This window comes from Janthinobacterium foliorum, assembly GCF_978021625.1.
In genome coordinates this window covers 1-328 of the sequence record NZ_CDXDQE010000087.1, presented here as the reverse complement: position 1 = coordinate 328, position 328 = coordinate 1, and the positions used below count along the sequence as shown (strand labels likewise).

The 328-nt window shown below is 63.1% G+C and carries 1 protein-coding gene; it reads left to right on the top strand.

Annotated elements, in window-relative coordinates:
• Positions 1-328, top strand: a 328-nt coding sequence (locus tag ACZ92H_RS29615; RefSeq protein ID WP_465051994.1) for a 5-deoxy-glucuronate isomerase, incomplete at both ends; no start/stop codon positions are given.

Sequence of the window (328 nt, the reverse complement as noted above, 5' to 3'; positions counted from 1 at the left end):
TGCCGCAGACGGCCGAGGCCGATGGCTTGCTGGTGGTGGAAGTGGTGACGCCGTCCGGCCACTCGTCCAGCTATCCGCCGCACAAGCACGACAGCGACAATATCCCGACCGAAAGTTCGCTGGAAGAAACGTATTACCACCGTCTGAACCCCGAGCAGGGCTTTGCCTTTCAACGGGTCTACACGGATGACCGCAGCCTCGACGAAGCCATGGCCGTGGAAAACCACGACGTGGTGATGGTGCCGCGCGGCTACCACCCCGTCACCGTGCCGTATGGCTACGACGGCTATTACCTGAACGTGATGGCCGGCCCGCAACGCGCGTGGCA